This is a genomic window from Archangium violaceum Cb vi76 (assembly GCF_000733295.1).
GTDB lineage: Bacteria > Myxococcota > Myxococcia > Myxococcales > Myxococcaceae > Archangium > Archangium violaceum.
Genome location: NZ_JPMI01000080.1, coordinates 104776 through 119859, shown reverse-complemented (window position 1 = coordinate 119859; position 15084 = coordinate 104776). Strand labels below are relative to the sequence as shown.

Here is a 15084-nt window from a genome sequence, read left to right as displayed (position 1 = left end):
GGTCAGCTCCCCGTCCCCTGATAGTGCTTCAAGCTGAAGCCCCAGACACGCGCGGCCACGAAGGTCACCACCACCCCGGCGAGCGGCGAGCCATACCCCAGCCAGGGATTGGCCTCCGGCCGGCCCAGCAGCACGAGGCCCGGGAAGTAGCTGATGAAGGCGAAGGGCAGCACCCAGGTGAGGAGCACGCGGAAGAGCTGCTCGTAGAGCGTGACGGGGAAGCGGGCCAGCGCCGTCATCTCCTGCACCAGCGTGCACAGCGACATGGTGGTGGAGGGCTCCCAGAACGCCAGGCACTGGGTGATGAAGAAGAGCGAGCCGACGAGCAGCACCGAGCCCACCATGCACGCCGCCACGAAGACGTACTGCCAGGGAGCCAGGGTGAGTTGCAGCTCCGACCCCGCGCGCACCAGCAGCATGAGCCCCAGCACCACGCTGCCCAGCCCGTGGAGGCTGGAGGCCTCGGTGACCACCTGCAACCCCGCGGGCAGCGGACGCAGCAGCACCCGGTCCAGACGCCCCTCGTTGATGAGCTCCGAGAGCCGCCAGGGACCGTCGTAGAACAGCTCCACCAGCCCCATGGGGACGATGGCCAGCGCGTAGAGGAAGAGCAGCTCCCACAGCGTCCAGCCGTGCACCTGGGGCACCTGGCGGAACACCGCCCAGATGAAGAGGAAGCCGGCCACGTGGCGCATCGCCGCCCCGACGAGGCCCACCCAGAAGTCGGCCTCGTACTCGAGCTGCGAGCGCAGGTGCAGGAGCTGGAGCCGGAAGTAGATCCACACCAGACGGGAGGGTCGCGCGAACATGCTCAGCCTCCCTGGATTTCCAGGGCACGCACCCCGGGCCGCCACATCAGCCGGGCGAGCCCCCAGAGCGCCACCACCCAGAACGCCTGGACCGCCAGCGCTCGCGAGAGCGCGTCCGCCTGGAGGTCCCCCAGGTAGATGGCCAGGGGCGTGTGGAGGATGCCGTGAAAGGGAAACACGAGCGCGAGCGAGCGCAACCACTCCGGGTAGAGCTCCAGGGGAATCAGGGCTCCCGAGAGGATGCTCACCAGGGCGGTCTGCGCCCAGCTCACGCCCAGCCAGTTCATGGTCCAGAAGGTGATCAACGCCGTGATGAAGCCCACGAGGAAGCGGATGAGGAAGCCCAGCAGCACGCTCACCGCGAACCACACGGCCGCGCCCGGCGAGATGGGCGGGAGCGCATCCAGCCACACGAAGCCCACCGCGGCGATCACCACCGCCCCCAGGCCGCCACTCACCAGGGCCGCGCCGGTGCTGATGGCGAGCTGTCCCCGGAGGATGTCATAGGGGCGCAGCAGCTCGGTGGCGATGTCTCCCATGCGCACCAGGATCACCATGCGGTAGACGGCGTCCGTGGCGTTGAGGAACAGGGCGAGCGCCTGGACGAGCAGCACGTACGTCCGCATGCGCGCCCAGTCGAAGCTGCCCACCTGGGCGGTGGACGAGAACACCGCGGCCCAGAGCTGATAGGACACCGCCAGCCACACCAGGTTGGCCAGCAGGTTGAGCAGCACGGTGCGCGGGTAGGCGATCATCCGCTGCGCCCCGGTGAGGGCCAGCGCGAGGTAGCGGGGACGCGGCGCCATGCGCAGTCCCTCGAGCGAGGCGGCGCCGCTCATGGCTGAGCGTCCTGGGGCTTGGGCCGGCTCTTGTAGAGCTCGCGCAGGATGGACTCGATGCTGGACTCCTGGATGCGCAGGTCCTGCACGGGCAGCGCGGCCAGCAGGCGGCCCACCAGCGGGCCCACCGGCACCTGTGTCATGTCGAACTGGACCACCAGCTCATGCGGCTCGGGCTGCGAGCTGCACGCGGCCGGCAGCTCCGGCAGCGTCTTGCGCGCCACCTCGAGCGCATCGGGCAACTGCCCGCGCAGGGACAGGTGGATGGCGCAGTCCTTGCCGAACCGCTCGCGCATGGTGCGCAGCGGCCCGTCGAAGATGATGCGGCCCCCGTCGATCATCACCATGCGCTCGCACAGGTCCTCGATGTCGCCCAGGTCGTGCGAGGTGAGCATCACCGTCACGCCGCGCTCGCGGTTGATGTGGCGGATGAAGCGCCGGACGTTGTCCTTCACGGCCACGTCCAGGCCGAGCGTGGGCTCGTCCAGGTAGACGAGGTCCGGGCCATGGAGCAGCGCGGCGGCGACCTCGCAGCGCATCCGCTGGCCCAGGGAGAGTTGCCGCGCGGGCACCCGGAGCAGCTCGCCCAGCTCGAGCAGCTCGGACAGCTCGCCCAGGTTCCGGGTGAAGTCCGCCTGGGGCACGTCGTAGATGTCGCCGAGCAGCCGCAGGGACTCGAAGACGGGCAGGTCCCACCAGAGCTGCGAGCGCTGGCCGAACACCACGCCGATGTGCCGCGCGTTGGCGATACGGTCGCGGTGCGGGTCCAACCCGCGCACGCGGACCTGTCCGCTCGTGGGAGCGAGGATGCCCGTCAGCATCTTGAGCGTGGTGGACTTGCCCGCGCCGTTGGGGCCGACGTACGCCACGCTCTCGCCGGCCTCGACACGCAGATCGATGCGGTCCACCGCGGTGCGCTCCATGAAGCGGGGACGCACGAGGTGCCGGACCGCGGCGGCGAATCCCGGCCCCTTGTCGGGGATGCGGAAGCTTCGAGTGAGTTGCTGGGCTTCAATCAATGACACGGGACTTCACCTTGCTCACGAGGCGGCGCGCTGGCCCACGGGCTCGCGCTTGCGCTGGACGTACTGTTCGAGGGCCTCCGCCGCCCGGCGGTGACCGCCTCCCTCACGGAGCGTGGGCTGGAACTCCGCCAGCTTCGTGCGGTGGCTGGGATCCGCATCCACGGCCTCCACGGCCTGGAGCAGTGCCTGGGGATTCAGGGCGACCTCTTCCTTCAGCGCGCGGCCGAGCCCGAACGCCTCCACCCGCTTCGCCGACAGCGCATGCTCGGAGATTTGAGGGAAGACGAGCATGGGGACGCTGAACCACAGGCCCTCCATGACGGAGTTCATCCCGCCGTGGGTGATGAAGACCCGGGCCAGCTTCTGGAGGATCTCCGGCTGCGGAACGTAGGGGCGCAGGATGAAGTTGGAGGGAATCGGCCCGAGCGAGCCCAGATCGATGCCCTGCCCGACCACCATCACCACCTGCCAGCGCGTGCCACCGAAGGCCTCGATACAGGGGCGGTAGAACTCGGGGCGCTGGTTCAGCGGGGTGGTGCCCATGGACACGAGCAGGACGGGCTTGCCCTCGAGCTGCTCGAAGGGGAAGTCCGTGGGTGCCTCGCGGGGAGCCACGGTGGTGGGCCCCACGAACAGGAAGCGCTCGTCGAAGTGCTCGATGTCCGGGTGGAAGCTCCGGGGCACGCAGACGATGTTCAGGTCCTCGTAGGCCACGAACAGCTCGGGCATGCGCCGGCGCGGCACCCCATGGCGCCAGTGGAGCATCTCCGAGGCCCACCGCAGCCGGAGCATCGCGATGATTTCACGCAGCGGAGGACGCGGAGGCTGCTCACCCCCCGAGCCCACCTCGTTGCCGCTCTGCGTGGACTCGGGCAGCACGTACGTCGTGTAGAAGGAGGACGTGGGCAGGCGCAGCAGGTCCGCGGTGGCGCGGCCCCAGGTGGACATCACGTCGTAGACGATGCAGTCGGCGGCCTCGGTGCGCACGCGCGCGGCCATCTCGGGAGCACGCTCCAGGCCCCGGCGGAAGGTGGCGAACAGGTGCGGCATCGCCTCCTCCAACATCTGGAGGCCCGTCTTCCCGGTGGCGTCCTTCGTGACGTGGTGCAGGCCGAGCGCGTCGTCGATCTTCCGGAAGGCCGCGCCGGTGCCGCGCACGGCCTGCTCGTACGCGCCCGTCACGTAATAGACGACCTCATGGCCCCGGGAGACGAGCTCGCGGGCCACGGGCAGGGTCGGACCGACGTGGCCCTGGGCCGAAAAGGGCAGGAAGACGAATTTCATCTCATTCGCGCGGGAAGAGGGTCGGGGAGTGGCGGTTGCGCTCCACCATGGCGGCGAAGGCACCGGGCAGCGTGGGGTGCGGATCCCCCGAGGCCTGGAAGACGAAGTGCTCGTAGTAGCGGGCGAGGTGCTCGCGCAGGAAGGCCGGGATGCTCGCGGCCACCTCCCGCGTCTCGGCCCGGTGCCGGGCCAGCTCGGGCGTCTCCTCCGCCACCGCCGCGGAATGCACCGGCCCGGGCTCGGAGGCCCCCGGTGCGAACACGGCCTCGCGGTAGAGCGCCAGGGCCCGGTTCCGCTGCTCCTGCGAGCGCGGGAAGAACAGCTTCACGGCCCGCGACAGGTTCGAGTACGCCGACTCGAGCTGCGGGAAGCTCGCGGGGAAGAGCCGGGTGTTCACCATCACGTTGAGCCCGAAGGACTCGACGTGGTGCCACCACATGGGCGGCATGACGAGCACATCCCCGGGCTCCAGCACCGCCACCTGGGCCTCGCGCTGGGCGCGCTCGAAGAGCGGATAGCGCCGCAGATCCGGCTCCAGCACCCGCACGAGGCTCGTCTGGCAGTACTCGAGCATGCGATCGAAGGGCGCCTGGTACAGGTGGGGCAGCGACTCCGGCGGGAAGAGCGTCACCCGCTTCATCCCGTTGACCATGCAGATGACGGTGGTGAAGTCGTCGTAGTGCAGGTTGACGACCTGGCCGTTGGAGCCCACCCACATCATCGCGATGTCGTTGTCCTCCGGGAGGAAGGGCAGCACACCGGGCCCGAGCGCCCCGAAGAGCGGCGTGCCCTTCTCGATGAAGTGCGCCTGCATGTAGACGGAGTCGGCCGACTCGCCCCGCTGGCACTCCAGGAGCTCGCGCGCGAGCACGTCGAAGGAGACCTCCTCCCGCCGCGTGGCCTTGCCGAACGTCACCTGCTCGGGGTTGCCCTCCTGGAAGTGGAAGTGGCCCCGCAGCTGCTGGGGCAGGCGGTGATAGGACACCGGCGTCTGGCCCACGAGCGAGCCCAACAGCGCCAGCTTCCGCTCGTCGCCGCCGCACTCGCGCATCCGCTGGAACAGCGGCCAGGACTCGAGGCTCCCGGTCACCACGAAGGGCTCCTCGAGCTGCGCGGTGACGAACTCCTCGCGAGAGACGCGGGAGATCCGGCGCACGGACCTGGCGGTGAAGGGCAAGGGGGGCAGGTTCATGGGAGGCATGCTAGCAGAGCGTCGCGGAGGGCCAGCCGGGCCCCCCACCGGGCAGGCTCATCGGCGGGCGCCCATCATCTGGTGGATGGCGGCCTCCACCTCGGGGCCGTCCCAGCGCTGCTCGATGTCGTCCAGGCGCATCAACTGCTCGATGAGGGCCTGGTGCTCCTGCTCCTTCTTCCAGGCCTCCACGTAGCTCATGGGGGTGAAGGAGATCATCGAGTAGAGCGACTGGTACTTGTCCGGGTAGAGGCTGTTGACCTTGCGCTCGAGCTTCCTGCGCAGGTGGAAGGAAGGATCTCCCACGCGCTCGCGCAGCTCCCAGAAGTGCTGGAGGGCCAGGTCGGAGATGAGGTCCAGGTTCGGCTTGCGCAGCCGCGAGTAGTCGCGGAACGCGGGGCCCCAGGCGCCCTCGTGGGTGGTGAGGCACTCGTCGAGCGTGGCGCAGTCCTCGAAGCCGGCGTTGATGCCCTGGCCGTAGAAGGGCACCAGGGCGTGGGCCGCATCCCCCACCAGCACCACCTTGTCCTGGTGGAACCACGGGGAGCAGCGGATGGTGACGAGCGGGTTGGGCCGGCGGGAGAAGAACTCCGTGGCCAGGTCCGGCATCAGCGGCACGAGCTGGGGAAAGCGCTCCTCGAAGAGCCGCCGCACGGACTCGGGCGTGCGCAGACCCTCGAAGGAGCAGTCGCCGCCCTCGGCGGGCAGTTGCAGCATGAGCATCAGGCTGCCGTCGAAGTTGGGCATGCCCAGCAGACCCACCTCGCCGTCCGGCCAGAAGTGGATGGCATTGCGCTCGAAGGGAGGCCGGCCACCCGGCTGGAGCGGAACGGTCAGCTCCACGTAGCTGTGCGGGAAGAACTGCTGCGAGTAGTCGAAGCGGCTGGAGCGCTGCAGCCGCTGGCGCACGATGGAGAAGGCCCCATCCGCCCCGACGATGCGCTGCGCCTGCCGCTGGAGGGTGGTGCCCGTCTGGAGATCCTGGAAGGTGAGCGTGTTGCTCTCCAGGTCCACGTCCAGGCAGCGCTGGCCGAAGTGGTAGGTGACGCCGGGCTGCTGCTGCGCGCACCGCAGCAACATCTCGTAGAGCTTGTTGCGCGAGATGCACTGGAGCGCCTCGCGCGAGTTGCCATAGGGCTGGAAGGTGGTGGAGCCGTCGCGCCCATGCACCGCGCGGCCGTAGAGCGGCACGGTGGCCTCGCGCACCTGCTCCTCCACGCCGAGCGTCCGCAGCACCCTCAGGCCCCGCTCGCACAGGGTCAGGTTGACGGTGGGGCGGATGGACAGGTCCGTGCGCAGCCCGCTGTCCCGATCGAAGACGTCCACCTTCAGGCCGCGCCTCGCCAGGAACAGCGCGAGCACCGAGCCGACCGGACCTCCACCGACGATGATCACCTCGTCCGACGAGCTCATGACCGGCTGGCGCTCCTCTCGGGCAGAAAGGGGGATCATCCGTCAGGCCCCTACCCGCCCGCGCACCCAGCCGTTTCCGGCTTTCAAGAAGACAAGATGATTTCTACCCGATAATAAGAAACACCCGTGTAACCGGTAAGTCAAGGGCCGGGGTGGGACACGGGGGTGTTATGCCGGAGGCCACCATGACGCGCGCGCTCACCCTCGTTCCCCGCTGGGCCGGCCATTCCGGCTCGGACTTCTACCCCTGGCTCATCCGCGAGCGGCCGCCGGGCTTCGACACCGTGCGGGCGCTGGACATGCCGGAGCCGCAACAACCCAGGATTGGCACGTGGGTGCCAGCACTCACCGCCGCGCTGGGAACGGCGCCCGCGCGAGGAACGGTGCTGCTGGGGCACAGCGTCGGATGCCAGGCGGTGGTGCGCTACCTGGCGGAGTTGCCTCCCGGGAGCACGGTGGACGGCGTGCTGCTGGTGGCGGCGTGGTGGGGCGTGGACAAGCCATGGGACAGCCTGCTGCCGTGGATGGAGACGCCGGTGGATGTCGCGCGGGTGCGCGCCGCCTCGCGCCGCTTCGTCGTGCTGCTGTCCGACAACGATCCATTCACCTCGGACTTCCGCGAAAACGGGCGGCTCTGGAAGGAGCGGCTCGGCGCCGAGGTGGTGCTCGTACCGGGCGCGCGCCACTTCAACGGCGAGCGGGAGCCGGCGGTGCTCGACGCACTGCGTCTGCATTTCGGGGAGACGCTCAATCCTTGACGGGCCGTCAGGGTTACGACCGGTGGGACGTCCGGTGTCAGACGCCCTGCCGCCATGCAGGCATGGTTCGGATCCCGCTTGGTTGACCGGCCACACGCAGGGTCAAAGGATTGAACCGTGATGAGCACGCATGAGCCGAGGATCGTGGTCACGTCGACCGACATGGAGCGGCTGCGGACCCTCATCGACACGACCGCCGGCGACAAGGCGGACGCGCTCGATGCGGAGTTGCTGCGCGCGGAGGTGGTCGAGCCGACGCAGGTGCCGCCGGACGTCGTCACGATGAACAGCCGGGTGGTGTACCGGGACGAGGACTCGGGGGAGACGCGCGAGGTGACGCTCTCCTACCCGCAGGACGCGTCACTGGAGCAGGGGCGGGTGTCCGTGCTGGCGCCCGTGGGAGCGGCGCTGCTCGGGCTGTCGGTGGGGCAGGAGATCGACTGGGAGCTGCCGGGCGGAAAGCTCAAGCGCCTGCGCATCCTCTCGGTCACCTATCAGCCGCAGGCCGCGGGCCACCACCACTGAGCCCGGACTCCCGGTGGGCGCGGAGTGCACTCGGAGCAACCGGAGCCCGGGGACCTCTGTTACAAGCGCCCACTTCCTGGAGGCGCGCATCGGATGACGGGGACGGTCGCGGTGAACGGCGAGGTGCGCCGGCTGGAGGAGCTGCGGCTCCAGGACTTCCTCCAGTCCTTCTTCTTCGGCGCGGGCTTCTTCGAGACGCTCCTCGTCGAGGAGGGCACTCCGATGTTCCTCGCGCGGCACCTCGCGCGGCTTCGCGAGAGCCTGGGAGCGCACGCGGGCTGCGTGCAACCGCCTCCGCCGGAGGTGCTCACCTCCGAGGCCGTCCACGAGGCGCTGCGCCGGTGCCTGGAGGTGGATGCCGGCCTGGGGCCGCGCTTCACCGGCGTGGCCAAGCTGGTGGCGGGAGATGGGCGGCTGCTGCTGTCCTTCGCTCCCCTGCCCCAACGAGCCCCGGACGGAGGGGTGGTTCTCGACACGGTGGAGGACCGCTGCTACCGCCGGGGTGACCCCACCCTGAATCACAAGAGCGTCTCGTACCTGCGGCAGTACGCGCACCTCGGGCGGGGCACCGTCTTCGTGAACGAGGCGGGAGAGCTGTGCGAGGTTCCGAATGGGAACCTGTTCTTCCTCGTGGGCGAGGCCGTGGTGACGCCCCCGCTGGAGGCTCCGTGCCTCCCCGGCATCATCCGCTCCGTGTTGCTGGAGGCTGGGCGGCTCGGGGAAAGAGCCGTCGTGGAGCGCACCGTGCACCGGACGCAGGTGGAGGACGTGCGCGGCTGCGTCCTCACCAACTCCGTGGGCCTCGCCCTCGCCGTCCCGCGGTTGCTCGGGAAGGAACTGTCTGGGAGCCACGCGCTGGCCGGACAGGCCCGCGCCGTCGTGCGGGAGTACGCGCGACGAGACGTGTGACGACCCTCACCCTGGCCCTCTCCCAGAGGGAGAGGGGAGGTCTCGAAAACCAAGGCACTGCTGTATCTCGGCCTCCGTGAGCAGGCGGCAGGTGCCCTCCGGTACGTCCAGGACCAGCGTGCCCACGGCCTCGCGGTGCAGCATCCGCACGGGGTGCCCCACCTCCGCCAGCATCCGCTTCACCTGGTGATGCCGCCCCTCGGTGAGCACCAGTTCCACCCGCCCCGGGGCCAGCAATCGGGCGCCCGCCGGCCTGGTCGGTCCATCGTCGAGCACCACTCCCTCTCGCAGCCGCTGGAGGGCCGCTTCCGACGGCCGCCCCTCGACGTCCGTCACGTAGCGCTTGGGCACGTGCGTCTCCGGCGAGGTCGCGTGTGCCACCAGCCGCTCCTCGTTGGTGAAGAGCAGCAGGCCGGTGGTGTCCCGGTCCAACCGTCCCACCGCGTACCACTCGTGGCCTCGCAGCTCCGGCGGCAGCACCGGGCGCAGCCGCTCGAAGACGGTGCCGATGCCCTCGGGGTCACTCCCGTGCACCACCACGCCCGCGGGCTTGTGGAACATCAGCGCCAGCGTCCGCGCCTCCAGCGAGCGGAGCGTCCCATCCACTCGCACCCCGCTGCCCGCGTGCACCGGCGCGAAGGGCTCGCGCTCCACGCGCCCGTCCACCTCCACCCGTCCCTCCCGGATGGCCTGCTCCGCCTCGGCCCGAGGCATCACCCCGGCCCGCCCCAGCGCTCGCGCCAACCAGTCCGCTCGGCTTCCCTCCGGCACCGGCTCCTGGCGCCGGCGCGCGGCCTCCAGCCACCGGGGCGTCTTCGGCTTCCTCGCCATCCGTGAATCCCCTCCTGCGCTGCGCTGACTTCCCATTCCTATTCCCGGCGCTCCGGGCACAGCACTTCACCGCCTGCTTCGCGAGCGTTCCCCGGCTCGGTCCTGGCGCCTGCCCGGGCATGCCTAGCTTGAAGCATGTGCGGGGCATTCCCGCATGAGCACTCCATTCAACCTACTCGGAGGAAGTCGCATGGCAACCGTGACTGAAGGAGGAATCCAGGGTTCCAGCTATACCGGTACCGGCCAGTCCATCGGGACGGCGGAGGACACCGGTTTCACGGCTCAGGGCAAGGAGCAGGTGAAGCGCTTCACCGATGTGACGAAGGATCGCGTCTACCACCAGATCGACGACCGCAAGGGCGATCTCATCAAGAACCTCCAGGGCTTCGTCTCCACGCTGGAGAACGCCTCGCAGAACGCGGACGGTTTCTCCCAGCAGTTGCTCGATGGCGCCGTGGGCTACGTGCGCCGGTTCTCGGACCGCATCGAGAACGGCTCCACCGAGGAGCTGGTGCGTGATGCGAAGCAGTTCATCCGCGAGAAGCCCGCGCCCTTCTTCGCCGGCTGCGTCGCCCTCGGGTTCCTCGCCGCCCGCATCCTGAAGGAATAGGAGGGGACGCGATGCAACCAGGCAATCCAGACACTGGAAGAGACTTCGGCTACGAAGGCCGCACCGTGCCGGGTGACGGCATGTCGGGACGCGAGTTCGGCTCGCTGGTGGGCGAGTTCTTCGACCAGGGCAAGCGCCTCATCCGCGCGGAGATCGCCCTGGCCAAGACGGAGCTGCGCCAGGAGGCGACGAAGGTCAAGGCGGGCAGCGTGATGGTGGGCGCGGGAGGCCTGCTGCTGTTCATCGGCGCCCTCGCCTTCGCGGCCTTCGCCATCATCCTGCTCGGCTACGCGCTGCCGCTGTGGGCCGCCGCGCTCATCGTCACGGTGCTCTTCCTCGGCATCGGCGCGGGCGTCGCCATGGCGGGCATCAAGAGCCTCAAGCAGGTCCACGCACCCAACCAGACCATTCAAACCCTGAAGGAGGACAGTCAATGGGCGAGCAGGACGTTCCAATCCGTGAAATCTCAGATGCACGGGCACGCATGAGCGAGCTCGCCGATGAGCTGGCCCGGCGCATGGAGCCGGAGCACCTCAAGGCCATCGCCGCGGAGAAGGTCTCGGACCTCAAGGAGCAGGCCCGGGAGAGAGCGGTGGAGAAGGTCGACGAAATCAAGACGCAAGCCAGGGAGACCGTGATGCGCAAGAGCCATGAAGTGAAGGAACGGGCGGACACGCCCAGGGGCTGGAGCATGTTGGGCGCCATCCTCGGCGCCGGTGTGGGCTCGATGCTGATGAAGAAGGCGTTCGACGTGCGCCAGCATTCGAGCGGGAGCAGCCGCATGTACGGCGATTACGACCGGGAACTCCCGTCCCTGGTCCCCTCTCCGGATGGGGGCCTGATGCGGCCCACCGGGGACAAGCTGGGCTCGCCAGGCAGCGACAACCTGAAGGAGCGCGCCTCGGAAGCCATGGACATGGCGAAGGACAAGGCCTCCGACCTCAAGGAGCGCGCCAGCGGCCTGGTGGACCGGGCCAGGGACAAGACGCACGGGCTGCGCGAGCGCATTCCGGACCGGGGGGAGATCCGTCACCAGGCCTCGGACTGGTACGGCACGGTGTCCGAGAACCCGGTGCTGCTGGCCATTGGCGGCCTCGCCATCGGCGCGCTGTTCGCCAGCTTCATCCCGGTGACCAACCGTGAGCGCCAGCTCATCGAGCCGGCCAAGGCCAAGGTGAAGGAGCGCATCTCCACCCTCGGCGACCAGCTCGAGAGCAAGCTCTCGGGGCAGGACGCGGACGAGGGTGGCAGGGACGAGGAGTTCCAGGCCTCCGCCTCCTCGGAGAGCGAGCGGGAGCGTGGCGCCATTCCTCCGCTGCCGCCGCTCGATGATTTCACCTCCGTGCACTGAGCCGGGCGCCCCCTGGGCCTGGTTTGGAGACACGGAGCGCACGAGGCCGGACGGGGCGGCGATCGCCTTGCCCGGCCTTGCGCTCTGCGGGGGCTACCGGGCTGGAGGAAGGGCCCGCCACTCGCGGTCGAGCAGGGCGTAGATGAGGGAATCGCACCACTCGCCCTTGTAGAAGCCGTTCTCGCGGAAGTGGGCTTCCTTGCGCATGCCGAGCTTCTCCATGACGCGGAAGGAGCCGGGGTTGCGCGGGTCGCAGTCGGCCCACATGCGGTGCAGACCGAGCGTCCCGAAGCCGAAGTCCATGAGGGCCCGCGCCGCCTCGGTGATGTAGCCCTGGCCCCACCGCGAGCGGTCGAGGATGTACCAGAGGGTGGCCTCGCGCAGCTCGGGGTCGTTGATGCGCATGCCACAGCGGCCGATGAGCCGGTTCTCGTCGCGCAGCACCACGGCCATGTCATAGACGTGCCGGGGCGTCTCGCGTGCGTTGGCCATCACCCGGAGGATGTAGTCCCGGCTCTCCTCGGGGGTACGGACGTCATGGGACTGGTAGCGCACCACCTCGGGGTCGGACTCGTAGGGGTGGGTGAAGCGCCAGTCGTCGTCCTCGAACTCGCGCAGCAGCAAGCGGGACGTGGTCAGGGGCGTGGTGAGCAGCATGGCGTTCAGGTCTTCGCGCCCGGGGAATTGGCGAAGAAGGGATGGGCCTTTCCCTGCTCGTCCACGTAGGTGAAGTCCTGGAAGCGCGCGGCGTCCTGCGCCTCCGGGTGCTGGCGGGCCTCCGCGAGCAGCGCGTGCGACAGGGCGGAGACATCACCCTCCTTCACACCGGCGAGCGCGAGGAAGCCGGGGACACTGTCGCCGTCACGCAGCAGCGTGGGCCGGTGTCCCTTGAAGTCGAGGGCGGTGGAGACGCGCTGGAGGGCGGCGTGGGCCTGGGAGAGCTGCTTCGCGGTGCGCAGGCGCAGGGCGACCTCCTCACGGGTCTGGCAGGTGCCGTCCACGTGGACGCTGACGCGCAGGGAGTCCTGACCGATGGAGAAGATGACGACGCGGCTCTTGGGCAGCTCGCCGGAGAGGGCATTGGCGGCGGCTTCGGCGGCCTCGCCCTCGGCACGGGGCCACAGCCGCAGCGCCTTGCCCGGGCCGGCGGCGAGGAAGGCCGGCAACGGGCGGGAGCCAAACCAACGCTGCACCTTGGTCCGGGCCGCTCCCAACACGATGAATCCCTGCGCGGAGTCACTCATGGGCCGTAAGAGCACGGCGAAGTGAGCCGTTCGTCAAGAGGAAGGAACGACCCGCCACGCCTGGGAGCCCTTGCCTTCTTCGAGAACCATCCGGATCGGCCTGGCCTCGACGAGCCCCGTCTCCTCGAGGGGGTACTCCTCGACAGGCCTGTCCACCATCACCATGAGGCGGAGGAGCCTCTCCGCGGGCTGTCCCATGGGAGCCGGAGCATCGACGCGCTCCCACTTGGAGACGGTCGTCTTATCGACGCCCATCTTGTCCGCGAAGTCCTTGCTGGAGAGCCCGAGGTATTTGCGGAGGAAGCGGATCTCCTTCGGACCGAGCCGTTCCCGGCGCCGGGCAACCGCCATGGCCAGCTGGCGGTGCATCTCTTCAATCTTATGGATGCCCATCTCACGCTCGCCGCACTTGGGACACCGGAAGACCATGACCCCCTTCAAGGTGACGCCATCCAGACCGATGAGGTCATCCTTGATGTTCTCCCGGGTTCCCTTCATGGGCGTGCCGCACATGAGACACTTGTGGTTCACCGGTTCCTCCGCATGGCGGTCACTACGACCAGTGTGTTCTCGTCACGAAAGGCGATGACCACGCGAATCTTCGAGGTCTCGACGTGGTACCGCCAGCTCCCGTTCTCCCACTCCGGCTCACGCACCACGCCTCCGCGAAGCACGTTCTCTACGTCTCGTAGAGAGAGCTCGTCCTTCCGCATCTCGTCTTCGGCATGGCGACTGAAGAGGACCCATCCATCCTTCTGGATGCATCTGATCCGCTTCTTCGCGTCACTCGCCCGCAGGTGACCTGGAACATCACTCATTGGAGAAATACCAACTCTTGGAGAAACTTCAACTCCGCTCGTCTGCTCTCCAAGCGTTCTGCAAGCTGCTCGCCAGTCCGGCTCCCGAGGAAATCAGCCTCGCTGCGGCATGGACGTGCGGCTCGTGAAAGAGACGGCGGGTCTCCCGCACGGACGGAGGAAGCAAGCGGGTCAGCGTCGGGAGTGACGAAGGCTTCGTTTGACTCCCCAGAAGCCCTCTGCCATGTGCGGCCAGTGCTCCCGGCAGAACAGCTCGTCGTGCTCCAGCCGCCTCCTCCCGTCCCAGCGGTGTCGTTCACGCTGCGGCTCGGGCAGGCCCTGCACCGCTATGGCACTCCCGCCCACCAGTTGGAGGAGCAGATGCGCCTGGTGGCCCAACGGCTGGGCCTGGAGGCCCGCTTCTTCTCCACCCCCACCTCCATCTTCGCCTCCTTCGGCCCCCCCGAGGCCCTGCAGACCTCCCTCATCCGCGTAGTGCCCGGGGAGATGGACCTCGGCCGCCTGGCCCGGCTCGATGCGCTCGCGGACTCCGTCATCCGCGGCGAGCTCTCCCCCGAGGAAGGCGCCGATCGCGTGGAGTCCATCCTCGCCGAGCCCCCTCGCCACGGCAGCCCCCTCCTCCTGCTGTGCTGGGCCCTGGCCGCCGTCGGTGGCGCCCGGCTCTTCGGCGGCGGTCCGCGCGAGATGGGCGTGGCCGCGTTGATCAGCCTCCTCATCGGTGGGCTGGACCTGTGGACGCGCAGGCAGTCCTCGACCATGTGGGTGCTGGAGCCGGTGGCCGCCATCCTCTCCTCGGCCCTCGCCGTCATCGCCGCGAGCCTCGTGGGGCCCCTGTCCGTGCAGATCGTCACCCTGGCCGGCCTCATCGTGCTGCTGCCCGGCCTCAGCCTGACGGTGGCCCTCAACGAGCTCGCCACGCGCAACCTCATCTCCGGCACCTCCCGGCTCACCGGCGCGGCGCTCGTGTTCCTCGAGCTCGGCTTCGGCGTGGCGCTGGGCACCCGGCTGGCCGAGTGGTTCCCCCTGCCCGCGAAGCTCGGCCCGGTGCCAGAGCTCCCCGGCTGGACGGAGCCGCTCGCCCTCGTGTCCATGCTGTTCGGCGTGAGCGTCCTCTTCCGCGCCCGGCCCCAGGACTGGGGGTGGATTGGCGTGGCCGGCACGCTCGCCTACGTGGGCTCGCGCCTGGGCTCCCAGGTGCTGGGCACGCAGCTGGGCGCCTTCGTCGGCGCGCTCATCGTGGGGCTCGTCACCAACCTGCTCGCCCGCGTGCGCAACCGCCCCGCCGTCATCACCCTGGTGCCCGCCATCATGCTGCTGGTGCCCGGCAGCATCGGCTTCCGCAGCATGGAGTCCCTGCTCGCCCGCGACGTGCTCGCGGGCGTGGACACCGCCTTCTCCATGCTCATGGTGGCCGTGGCCCTCGTCGCCGGACTCCTGTTCGCCAACGCCCTCGTCCAGCCGCGCAAGGTGCTCTGA

Annotated in this window: 18 protein-coding genes; 7 read left to right on the top strand and 11 right to left on the bottom strand. The window is 69.2% G+C overall.

Annotated elements, in window-relative coordinates; all coding sequences use genetic code 11:
• Positions 1-2: 2 nt before the first annotated feature.
• The 6 genes from Q664_RS13815 to Q664_RS13790 are packed head-to-tail and all read right to left on the bottom strand — an operon-like array spanning position 3 to position 6562.
• Positions 3-809, bottom strand: coding sequence for an ABC transporter permease (locus Q664_RS13815; protein ID WP_043394473.1), 807 nt, complete (start codon positions 807-809; stop codon positions 3-5).
• A 2-nt stretch (positions 810-811) separates the two neighbouring features.
• Positions 812-1648 (bottom strand): ABC transporter permease, encoded by an 837-nt coding sequence (locus tag Q664_RS13810; RefSeq protein WP_043394471.1) that lies wholly within the window; start codon positions 1646-1648, stop codon positions 812-814.
• Entirely contained in the window at positions 1645-2673 is a 1029-nt protein-coding gene (locus Q664_RS13805) for an ABC transporter ATP-binding protein (RefSeq protein ID WP_043394468.1), read from the bottom strand. The genes Q664_RS13810 and Q664_RS13805 overlap by 4 nt, the downstream gene beginning before the upstream one ends.
• Positions 2674-2688: 15 nt before the next feature.
• A complete protein-coding gene (locus tag Q664_RS13800) occupies positions 2689-3957 on the bottom strand; it encodes a macrolide family glycosyltransferase (RefSeq protein WP_043394466.1) in 1269 nt (422 codons plus the stop codon).
• A gap of 1 nt (position 3958) precedes the next feature.
• Positions 3959-5149, bottom strand: coding sequence for a cupin-like domain-containing protein (locus Q664_RS52045; RefSeq protein ID WP_160174400.1), 1191 nt, complete (start codon positions 5147-5149; stop codon positions 3959-3961).
• Between the two features lie 57 nt (positions 5150-5206).
• On the bottom strand, positions 5207-6562 hold the full coding sequence (locus tag Q664_RS13790; RefSeq protein ID WP_043394463.1) for an FAD-dependent oxidoreductase: 1356 nt from the start codon (positions 6560-6562) through the stop codon (positions 5207-5209).
• A gap of 185 nt (positions 6563-6747) precedes the next feature.
• On the opposite strand from Q664_RS13790, the gene Q664_RS13785 reads away from it, so the two are divergent.
• From Q664_RS13785 to Q664_RS13775, 3 genes are all read left to right on the top strand, one after another.
• The gene (locus Q664_RS13785) at positions 6748-7320 is read left to right on the top strand and encodes an RBBP9/YdeN family alpha/beta hydrolase (protein ID WP_043394540.1); all 573 of its coding nucleotides are present in this window, start codon (positions 6748-6750) and stop codon (positions 7318-7320) included.
• Between the two features lie 120 nt (positions 7321-7440).
• Entirely contained in the window at positions 7441-7845 is a 405-nt protein-coding gene (gene rnk / locus Q664_RS13780; RefSeq protein ID WP_043394461.1) for a nucleoside diphosphate kinase regulator, read from the top strand.
• Between the two features lie 93 nt (positions 7846-7938).
• A complete protein-coding gene (locus Q664_RS13775; protein WP_043394459.1) occupies positions 7939-8754 on the top strand; it encodes an aminotransferase class IV in 816 nt (271 codons plus the stop codon).
• Positions 8755-8760: 6 nt separating this feature from the next.
• Here Q664_RS13775 and Q664_RS13770 read toward each other — a convergent pair whose 3' ends face one another.
• A complete protein-coding gene (locus tag Q664_RS13770) occupies positions 8761-9585 on the bottom strand; it encodes a pseudouridine synthase (protein ID WP_043394456.1) in 825 nt (274 codons plus the stop codon).
• A 190-nt stretch (positions 9586-9775) separates the two neighbouring features.
• Here Q664_RS13770 and Q664_RS13765 point away from each other — a divergent pair, with 190 nt between their 5' ends.
• Genes Q664_RS13765 through Q664_RS13755 form a run of 3 tightly spaced genes read left to right on the top strand, consistent with a single transcriptional unit; the run spans position 9776 to position 11546 of the window.
• Entirely contained in the window at positions 9776-10195 is a 420-nt protein-coding gene (locus Q664_RS13765; protein WP_043394454.1) for a hypothetical protein, read from the top strand.
• Between the two features lie 11 nt (positions 10196-10206).
• Positions 10207-10683, top strand: coding sequence for a phage holin family protein (locus Q664_RS13760; RefSeq protein ID WP_052518063.1), 477 nt, complete (start codon positions 10207-10209; stop codon positions 10681-10683).
• On the top strand, positions 10680-11546 hold the full coding sequence (locus Q664_RS13755; RefSeq protein ID WP_043394450.1) for a hypothetical protein: 867 nt from the start codon (positions 10680-10682) through the stop codon (positions 11544-11546). The genes Q664_RS13760 and Q664_RS13755 overlap by 4 nt, the downstream gene beginning before the upstream one ends.
• Before the next feature lie 93 nt (positions 11547-11639).
• On the opposite strand, the gene Q664_RS13750 is transcribed toward Q664_RS13755, so the two are convergent.
• Genes Q664_RS13750 through Q664_RS60835 form a run of 4 tightly spaced genes read right to left on the bottom strand, consistent with a single transcriptional unit; the run spans position 11640 to position 13608 of the window.
• Positions 11640-12203, bottom strand: coding sequence for a GNAT family N-acetyltransferase (locus tag Q664_RS13750; protein ID WP_043394448.1), 564 nt, complete (start codon positions 12201-12203; stop codon positions 11640-11642).
• 5 nt (positions 12204-12208) lie between these two features.
• Positions 12209-12790 carry a hypothetical protein gene (locus Q664_RS13745; RefSeq protein ID WP_043394446.1) on the bottom strand — a complete coding sequence of 194 codons (582 nt, stop codon included), beginning with the start codon at positions 12788-12790 and terminating at the stop codon, positions 12209-12211.
• 33 nt (positions 12791-12823) lie between these two features.
• A complete protein-coding gene (locus Q664_RS13740; RefSeq protein ID WP_043394444.1) occupies positions 12824-13321 on the bottom strand; it encodes a type II TA system antitoxin MqsA family protein in 498 nt (165 codons plus the stop codon).
• Positions 13318-13608: a DUF4258 domain-containing protein gene (locus Q664_RS60835; protein ID WP_043394442.1), complete on the bottom strand. Its 291-nt coding sequence runs from the start codon at positions 13606-13608 to the stop codon at positions 13318-13320. The genes Q664_RS13740 and Q664_RS60835 overlap by 4 nt, the downstream gene beginning before the upstream one ends.
• 234 nt (positions 13609-13842) lie before the next feature.
• Between Q664_RS60835 and Q664_RS13730 the strand changes: the two genes are divergently transcribed.
• Entirely contained in the window at positions 13843-15084 is a 1242-nt protein-coding gene (locus tag Q664_RS13730; RefSeq protein ID WP_235216687.1) for a threonine/serine exporter family protein, read from the top strand.